Origin of the sequence: Nocardioides sp. (assembly GCF_036274455.1) — a bacterium.
In the GTDB taxonomy this organism is placed as follows: Bacteria; Actinomycetota; Actinomycetes; order Propionibacteriales; family Nocardioidaceae; genus Nocardioides.
Genome location: NZ_DASUFR010000007.1, coordinates 1 through 7,166 on the forward strand (window position 1 = coordinate 1; position 7,166 = coordinate 7,166).

Annotated in this window: 9 protein-coding genes; 8 read left to right on the forward strand and 1 reads right to left on the reverse strand. The window is 68.8% G+C overall.

Translation table 11 applies throughout. The annotated features are described in order from the left end of the window. A partial coding sequence (locus VFV89_RS00420; RefSeq protein ID WP_329703913.1) for a DUF2530 domain-containing protein occupies positions 1 to 233 on the reverse strand: 233 nt, incomplete at its 3' end. A gap of 63 nt (positions 234 to 296) precedes the next feature. On the opposite strand from VFV89_RS00420, the gene VFV89_RS00425 reads away from it, so the two are divergent. The 8 genes from VFV89_RS00425 to VFV89_RS00460 all read left to right on the forward strand — a co-directional run. Further along, complete coding sequence (locus tag VFV89_RS00425) at positions 297 to 1,745, forward strand: NCS2 family permease (protein ID WP_329703914.1); 1,449 nt, start codon at positions 297 to 299, stop codon at positions 1,743 to 1,745. A 98-nt stretch (positions 1,746 to 1,843) separates the two neighbouring features. Next, positions 1,844 to 2,860: a hypothetical protein gene (locus VFV89_RS00430; protein ID WP_329703915.1), complete on the forward strand. Its 1,017-nt coding sequence runs from the start codon at positions 1,844 to 1,846 to the stop codon at positions 2,858 to 2,860. A gap of 177 nt (positions 2,861 to 3,037) precedes the next feature. Next, positions 3,038 to 3,952, forward strand: coding sequence for a hypothetical protein (locus tag VFV89_RS00435; protein WP_329703916.1), 915 nt, complete (start codon positions 3,038 to 3,040; stop codon positions 3,950 to 3,952). Positions 3,953 to 4,067: 115 nt separating this feature from the next. After that, positions 4,068 to 4,517: a MarR family winged helix-turn-helix transcriptional regulator gene (locus tag VFV89_RS00440; protein ID WP_329703917.1), complete on the forward strand. Its 450-nt coding sequence runs from the start codon at positions 4,068 to 4,070 to the stop codon at positions 4,515 to 4,517. 27 nt (positions 4,518 to 4,544) lie between these two features. Then, positions 4,545 to 5,810 carry an MFS transporter gene (locus VFV89_RS00445; protein WP_329703918.1) on the forward strand — a complete coding sequence of 422 codons (1,266 nt, stop codon included), beginning with the start codon at positions 4,545 to 4,547 and terminating at the stop codon, positions 5,808 to 5,810. A gap of 220 nt (positions 5,811 to 6,030) precedes the next feature. Next, positions 6,031 to 6,405 (forward strand): 30S ribosomal protein S12, encoded by a 375-nt coding sequence (gene rpsL, locus VFV89_RS00450; protein ID WP_028654597.1) that lies wholly within the window; start codon positions 6,031 to 6,033, stop codon positions 6,403 to 6,405. Position 6,406: 1 nt separating this feature from the next. Further along, positions 6,407 to 6,877, forward strand: coding sequence for a 30S ribosomal protein S7 (gene rpsG, locus VFV89_RS00455; protein WP_329703919.1), 471 nt, complete (start codon positions 6,407 to 6,409; stop codon positions 6,875 to 6,877). 76 nt (positions 6,878 to 6,953) lie between these two features. Then, the coding region (locus VFV89_RS00460; protein WP_329703920.1) for a GTP-binding protein at positions 6,954 to 7,166 on the forward strand (213 nt) is incomplete at its 3' end.

The window sequence follows — 7,166 nt, forward strand, 5'->3', positions numbered from 1 at the left end:
AGCCCGAACAGCCCGAGGCCGAACCCGGCCAGGCAGGTCCACAGCCACCAGGTGCGGCCGGCGTCCTCGAGCCGGCTGTAGAACGGCAGCAGCGCCAGGAAGCCGACGAGCCACGCGAGGGTGCCGACCTCGACCGTGCGGACCCCGTCGACGTCCAGCGGCTCGACGTCGGCGACGATGTAGGTGCGGCTGCCGATCTCGTGCTTCATCGGCTGCTCGTCGCGGAGGTCCACGACCTCAGACTAGCCATGGCGTGGGGTGTTCCGAAGCAACGCCGGTTCTGGTTGTCTGCGGCCATGAGCACCCAGCAGACGTCATCCGGGGAGACTTCCGGACTGGATCGCTACTTCAAGATCACCGAGCGGGGCTCCACCTTCGGGCGGGAGATCCGCGGCGGGATCGTCACCTTCTTCACCATGGCCTACATCGTGGTCCTCAACCCGCTGATCCTCGGCTTCGCGGCCGACGTCGACGGGAACTACCTCGGGGGCGGCTCCGGCGACGGGTCGAACCTGCCGGCGATCGCCGCCGGTACGGCGCTCGTGGCCGGCGTCATGACCATCCTCATGGGCGTCGTCGCCAACTACCCGCTGGCGCTGGCGACGGGTCTCGGGCTCAACGCGTTCGTGGCGTTCGCGATCGCGAGCCAGATGACCTGGGCCGACGCGATGGGCCTGGTGGTCATCGAGGGCCTCATCATCCTCGTCCTGGTGCTGACCGGGTTCCGGTCCGCGGTGTTCCAAGCCGTGCCCACCGCGCTGAAGACTGCGATCTCGGTCGGGATCGGCCTGTTCATCGCGTTGATCGGGTTCGTCGACGCCGGCTTCGTCACGCGGATCCCGGACGCCGCCAACACGACGGTGCCGGTCCAGCTCGGCGGGTCGGGGGAGCTGACCGGCTGGCCCGTCGTCGTGTTCTGCTTCGGGCTGCTGCTGGTCATCGCGCTGTGGGTCCGCAAGGTGAAGGGCGCGATCCTCATCTCGATCCTCGCCACGACGGTCCTCGCCGTGGTCGTCGACGCACTGGGCGCGGAGAACGGCTGGTCGCTCAACGAGCCGAAGCTGCCGGACGACCTGGTCGACACGCCGCACTTCGACACCATCGGGCACTTCTCGCTGCTCGGTTCGTGGGACCAGATCGGTGTGGTCTCGACCCTGCTGCTCATCTTCACCCTGATGCTCGCGGACTTCTTCGACACGATGGGCACGATGACGGCGATCGGGGCCGAGGCCGGGCTGCTCGACGAGGACGGGATCCCTCCGAACACCGAGCGGATCCTCGTGGTCGACTCGCTCGCCGCTGCCGCCGGCGGCGTGGGCGGCGTCTCGTCCAACACGTCCTACATCGAGTCGGCGTCGGGGGTGGGTGAGGGCGCCCGGACCGGCATCGCCTCGATCGTGACCGGCGTGCTGTTCCTGCTGACGATCCTGGTCTCGCCGCTGGTCAGCATCATCCCGTCCGAGGCCGCGGTCCCCGCGCTCGTCCTGGTCGGCTTCCTGATGATGCAGCAGGTCCGCGAGATCGACTGGATCGACCTCGAGATCGCGATCCCGGCGTTCCTGACCATCGTGCTGATGCCGTTCACCTACTCGATCAGCGTCGGCATCGGGGCCGGGTTCGTGTCCTACGTGTTCATCAAGCTGGTGCTGGGCAAGGCCGGCCTGGTGCACCCCCTGCTGTGGGGTGTCGCGGTGGCGTTCGTCATCTACTTCGCCATCGACCCGATCACCCGGTTGCTGACCTGACCGAACCTTTCGGGCAGACCCCGCGTCAAGGTTGACAGGGCGTTGTGCGTAACGTGGAGAGCGCCCTGTCAACCTCGTCAGAAAGGGTTTGTTTCCGCATGCACTCGAAGATCACACGTGGATCGATCGCAGTAGCAGCACTCGGCCTCGCGGCCGGTCTGGTCGGCGCAGCGCCGGCCCAGGCCGCGCCCACGAGCACCACCCAGGTCCGTCCGGGCGACCTGATCGTCACCGGCAGCAACACGACCGGCAGCAGCGTCGCGCCCGGCGCCACGCAGGAGTTCATGGCCCAGGGTGTGCACTTGAAGGTGACGGACACGAGCAACTCAGGTGCTCGTGGCCGGTTCGCCACGAAGGTCCCGTTCGCGCAGGTCCACGCCGTCGACTACACGTGGTACGGCACCGACAACCAGCCCGGCATCTTCTACACCCTCGACCTCGACGGCGACGGCGTCGTCGACGGTGAGCTCCAGGGCGATCTCGCCTACGGCGGCAAGGACGTCTACCTCAACCACGACGCGCAGGAGTACCCCGGCTCGAAGCTGGCGGCTGACACCCTGAAGAACCTCGCGCCGTGCGACGGTGCCACCCAGCGGCCCGGTGCGACCGACACCTGCACGCCTCCGAGTGGCATCGGCGGCAACTTCCACGGCTCGCTGGACGACTGGAACCGTCGTTTCGCCGCGGCGGGGCGGACCGCCACGCTCGTCGGCGGTGGCTGGGTCGCCCAGGGCCTGAAGCAGGACGGCGTCCTGGTCTCGATCACCTACGGCCCGGACCAGTACGTCTTCACCAACCTGGCCAAGGCCAAGGTCACCGTCGACGCGGTGGCCAAGAGGGCCCAGGTCTTCCGGGGCCAGAAGGCCAAGATCAAGGGCCACGTCGAGCCCGCCGGGACCGGAGCCAAGATCTCGCTCGAGGCGAAGATCAAGGGGAAGTGGACCACGCTCAAGAGCCGCACCCTGGCTGCGAGCGGCGACTTCCGGTTCGGTGACAAGCCCGCCAAGATGGGTGTGAACCGCTACCGCGTAGAGGTCACCGAGACCAACGCGACGATGGCGGCCAAGAGCAGCACCATCAAGGTGCGCGTCGTCCGCCACCACCACCACCGGTAGCTCTTCACGCCGGACTCGAGGCACGAGCGGCCACCCCTTCGGGGGTGGCCGCTCGTCGCGTGGTGAGGCCGGTCCGACAGGAAGTTGAAGGTTTGCTGAGCCGATTCGTTGCGCGACGACACGGACCCCTACGGTGCGTGTGCTCCAGTTCAGTTCATCGGAAGGGTTCACCCGAAAATGCGTAACAAGCTCGTCCGCGGCTCCGCGGTCGCCGCGGGTCTCGGCCTCGCGGCGACGGCGCTCGCCGTCTCTCCGGCCCAGGCCGCCACCGTCACCCAGGTCCGCGCCGCGGACCTCGTGACCTCGCTCAACGACGTCCGCAGCGCCGGCCACTACGACTTCCTCGCCGAGGGCGTCCACGTCAAGACCGACAACGCCTCCAGCCAGGCCAAGGTCGCGCTGTACTTCCCCGTCACCGGCGCGCTCCCGACCACGGGCAACGTGGAGTGGTACGGCACCTCGCCGGCCCCCGGCGCGCAGCTGGTGTTCGACGCCGACAACATCACCGGCAACGGCAACGACTACAACGTCCTCGTCGGCGAGTCGGTCTACGGCGACAACTGGTGGCTGACCTCCAGCTCCAGCGCCACCGCCAAGGCCGCCGACCCGAGCGGCGCCGAGAACGGCGGCAACGGCTCGGAGTGGTTCGGCACGCTCGCGCAGTGGAAGGCGGCGTTGCCGGCCGCCACCGTCAAGGCCGGCGGGTTCTCGCTCGGCAGCGGCATCCAGGGCGAGGGCGTCGTTCGCGCCGTCAACCTGGGTGACACCTCCTACGTCTTCACCAGCGCCGCCAAGACCAAGGTCAGCGTGACCGCGAACGCCAAGCGCCCCACGGTCAAGACGGGGAACAACGTCGTCATCAAGGGCACGGCCACCCCGGCCGGGGCGGGTGCGAAGGTGACCCTCGAGCTGAAGAAGAACGGCACCTGGAAGGTCGTCCAGGCCAAGGACCTCGCCGCGTCGGGCAGCTTCAAGCTCAAGGACACGGCGGGCAAGGTCGGCAAGGCGAAGTACCGCGTGACCGTCAGCGAGACCAACTCGACCGCTGCGGCCACCAGCAACAAGGTGAAGGTCCTCGTCGTCAAGAAGTGAGGACCCGTACCACCTGACGCGAGCGGCCGCCCCCGACCGGGGCGGCCGCTCGTGCCTCATTTCGGAGACTGTCCCAGCGGAATAGTTAGCGCGGGTAATGAGTTAGGCTAACGACATGCCCACCGTGGAGAAGGTCTCCCGCACCGACGCCGGACTGGCGTCGGAGCTTCGCGTCGCCGTGATGCGGCTGCGGCGCCGCCTCGCCAGCGAGCGTGATCCCGGCAACGACCTGAGCATCGCGTCGATGGCGGTGCTGGGCAGCCTGTTCCGCCACGGTGACCTGACGGTCGGCGAGCTGGCGGCCCTCGAGCGGGTGCAGCCGCCGAGCATGACCCGCAAGGTCACCGGGCTCGAGGAGGGCGGCTACGTCGCCCGCCGGGCCCACGAGACCGACGGCCGGGTCGTGGTCGTGACGCTGACCGACAACGGTCGCGAGCGGCTCCTCGCCGACCGGCGCCGCCGCGACGAGTGGCTGGCCCGCCAGCTCCGCGACCTCTCCACCGAGCAGCGCGACGTGCTCCGCGCCGCCACCCCGATCATCCAGAGCCTGGCCGACCAGGACTGAACTTCCAACAGGACTGAACAAGACCGAGTGAGCCCCACCTTCCGAGCCCTCCACAACCGCAACTACCGGCTCTACCTCGCCGGCAGCGTGGTGTCCAACACCGGCACCTGGATGCAGCGCGTGGCCCAGGACTGGCTGGTGCTCTCCCTGCCCGGCACCGGCGGGACCGAGCTCGGCGTCACGACGGGGCTGCAGTTCCTGCCGGTGCTGCTCCTCTCGCCGTACGCCGGAGTGGTGGCGGACCGGTTCTCCAAGCGGGCCATGCTGCAGGTCACCCAGATGGGGATGGCCTTCTCCTCGCTGCTGCTCGGCGCCATCGCGGTGAGCGGCCATGCCGAGGTGTGGATGGTCTATGCCCTCGCCTTCATCTTCGGCATCGCCTCGGCCTTCGACGCGCCGGCACGGCAGTCGTTCGTCTCCGAGATGGTGGGCCCCGACGACCTCACCAACGCCATCGGCCTCAACTCCGCGTCGTTCAACACCGCCCGGCTGGTCGGGCCCGGGCTGGCCGGGCTCCTGATCGGGGTGCTCGGTGGCGGTGCCACCGCGTCCGGCTGGGTGATCCTCCTCAACGGCATCTCCTACTTCGCCGTGATCGCGCAGCTGCGCCGGATGGACGCCCGGCTCCTGAACACCCCCGAGCTGCGCGGCCGCTCGCCCGGGATGCTGCTCGACGGGCTGCGCTACCTGCGCTCGCAGCCGAAGATGCTGATGATCCTGGTGCTGGTCTTCTTCGCCGGCACCTTCGGGATGAACTTCCAGGTGACCTCCGCCCTGATGGCCACCCAGGTCTTCGGCAAGGGCGCCGGCGAGTTCGGCATCCTCGGCTCCTGCCTCGCCGTCGGCTCGCTCGCCGGAGCCCTGCTGGCGGCCCGCCGGCCGCGGATCCGGATCCGGCTGCTGTTCGTGGCCGCGACCGGGTTCGGCCTGGCCGAGATCGTGGCCGGCCTGCTGCCGTCCTACGCCGCGTTCGCGCTCTTCGCCCCGGTGATCGGCTTCTCCACGATCACGCTGCTCAACTCCAGCAACGCGACGATGCAGATCACTTCGGACCCGGCGCTGAGAGGCCGGGTGATGGCGCTCTACATGACCGTCGTGATGGGCGGTACGCCGCTCGGCTCGCCGTTCATCGGCTGGATCGGGGAGCACCTCGGGGCCCGCTGGACGCTGGTCATCGGCGGCCTGCTGGTGCTGGTCGGCGTCGCCCTCGCGCTCGTGGTGTTCCGGGTGGCCAGCCGGCGGGCGCCCGCGGCCGGCCCCGAGCGCCCGATGGAGGCCGCGGTTGCCGCCTGAGCAGGCCTGACCTGGGCGCGCGCGGGTTTTGACCCCGTTCGGGGCGGCAGGTAGGCTCGATCCTCGGTGTCCGGGATCTCCGGACCCTTGTGCGTGCTCCGCGCCTCACCGACTCTCAGGTGGGCCAGGACCTCGCGAACAGGCACGAGCAGCAACGCAGTACACCCGTGCCCGGCAAGGTGCCGGGCCGTGAGAGCAGAACGAAAGGGAACCACCTCAGGTGCCCACCATCCAGCAGCTGGTCCGCAAGGGCCGCCAGGACAAGGTGTCGAAGAACAAGACGCCTGCCCTGAAGGGTTCGCCCCAGCGACGCGGTGTGTGCACCCGCGTCTACACCACCACCCCGAAGAAGCCGAACTCCGCCCTCCGCAAGGTCGCCCGTGTGCGTCTGAGCAGCGGCGTCGAGGTCACCGCCTACATCCCGGGTGAGGGTCACAACCTGCAGGAGCACTCGATCGTGCTCGTCCGCGGCGGTCGTGTGAAGGACCTGCCCGGTGTCCGTTACAAGGTCATCCGTGGCGCCCTGGACACCCAGGCCGTGAAGAACCGTAAGCAGGCCCGCAGCCGCTACGGTGCCAAGAAGGAGAAGAGCTGACATGCCGCGCAAGGGCCCCGCGCCGAAGCGTCCCCTCGACGTCGACCCCGTCTACGGCTCGCAGCTGGTCACCCAGCTCGTGTCGAAGGTCCTGAAGGACGGCAAGAAGCAGGTCGCCCAGCGCATCGTCTACACCGCGCTGGAGGGCTGCCGCGAGAAGACCGGCACCGACCCGGTGCTGACGCTCAAGCGCGCGCTCGACAACGTCAAGCCGGCCATCGAGGTCAAGTCCCGCCGGGTCGGTGGCGCGACCTACCAGGTCCCGATCGAGGTCAAGGGCACGCGCGGCACCACGCTGGCGCTGCGCTGGCTGGTGGGCTACGCCGCCGACCGGCGCGAGAAGACCATGTCCGAGCGCCTCATGAACGAGATCCTCGACGCCTCCAACGGCCTCGGTGCCGCGGTGAAGAAGCGCGAGGACACCCACAAGATGGCCGAGTCCAACAAGGCCTTCGCCCACTACCGCTGGTGACGTACGGCGGCGGCTGCCCCACCGGGCGGCCGTCCGCCCCCGTCATCCCACGACTTTCTAAGGAACGCTGACAACAGTGGCTGTCGACATCACCACGGACCTCAACAAGGTCCGCAACATCGGCATCATGGCGCACATCGACGCCGGTAAGACCACCACCACCGAGCGCATCCTCTTCTACACCGGCATCACCTACAAGATCGGTGAGGTCCACGAGGGCGCGGCCACGATGGACTGGATGGAGCAGGAGCAGGAGCGCGGCATCACGATCACGTCCGCCGCGACGACC

Excerpts from the sequence above, each read along its gene's own strand:
- VFV89_RS00425 (WP_329703914.1), top strand. The coding sequence starts at position 297 with ATGAGCACCCAGCAGACGTCATCCGGGGAGACTTCCGGACTGGATCGC.
- rpsG (WP_329703919.1), top strand. The coding sequence starts at position 6,407 with ATGCCGCGCAAGGGCCCCGCGCCGAAGCGTCCCCTCGACGTCGACCCC.
- VFV89_RS00440 (WP_329703917.1), top strand. The coding sequence starts at position 4,068 with ATGCCCACCGTGGAGAAGGTCTCCCGCACCGACGCCGGACTGGCGTCG.
- VFV89_RS00435 (WP_329703916.1), top strand. The coding sequence starts at position 3,038 with ATGCGTAACAAGCTCGTCCGCGGCTCCGCGGTCGCCGCGGGTCTCGGC.
- VFV89_RS00430 (WP_329703915.1), top strand. The coding sequence starts at position 1,844 with ATGCACTCGAAGATCACACGTGGATCGATCGCAGTAGCAGCACTCGGC.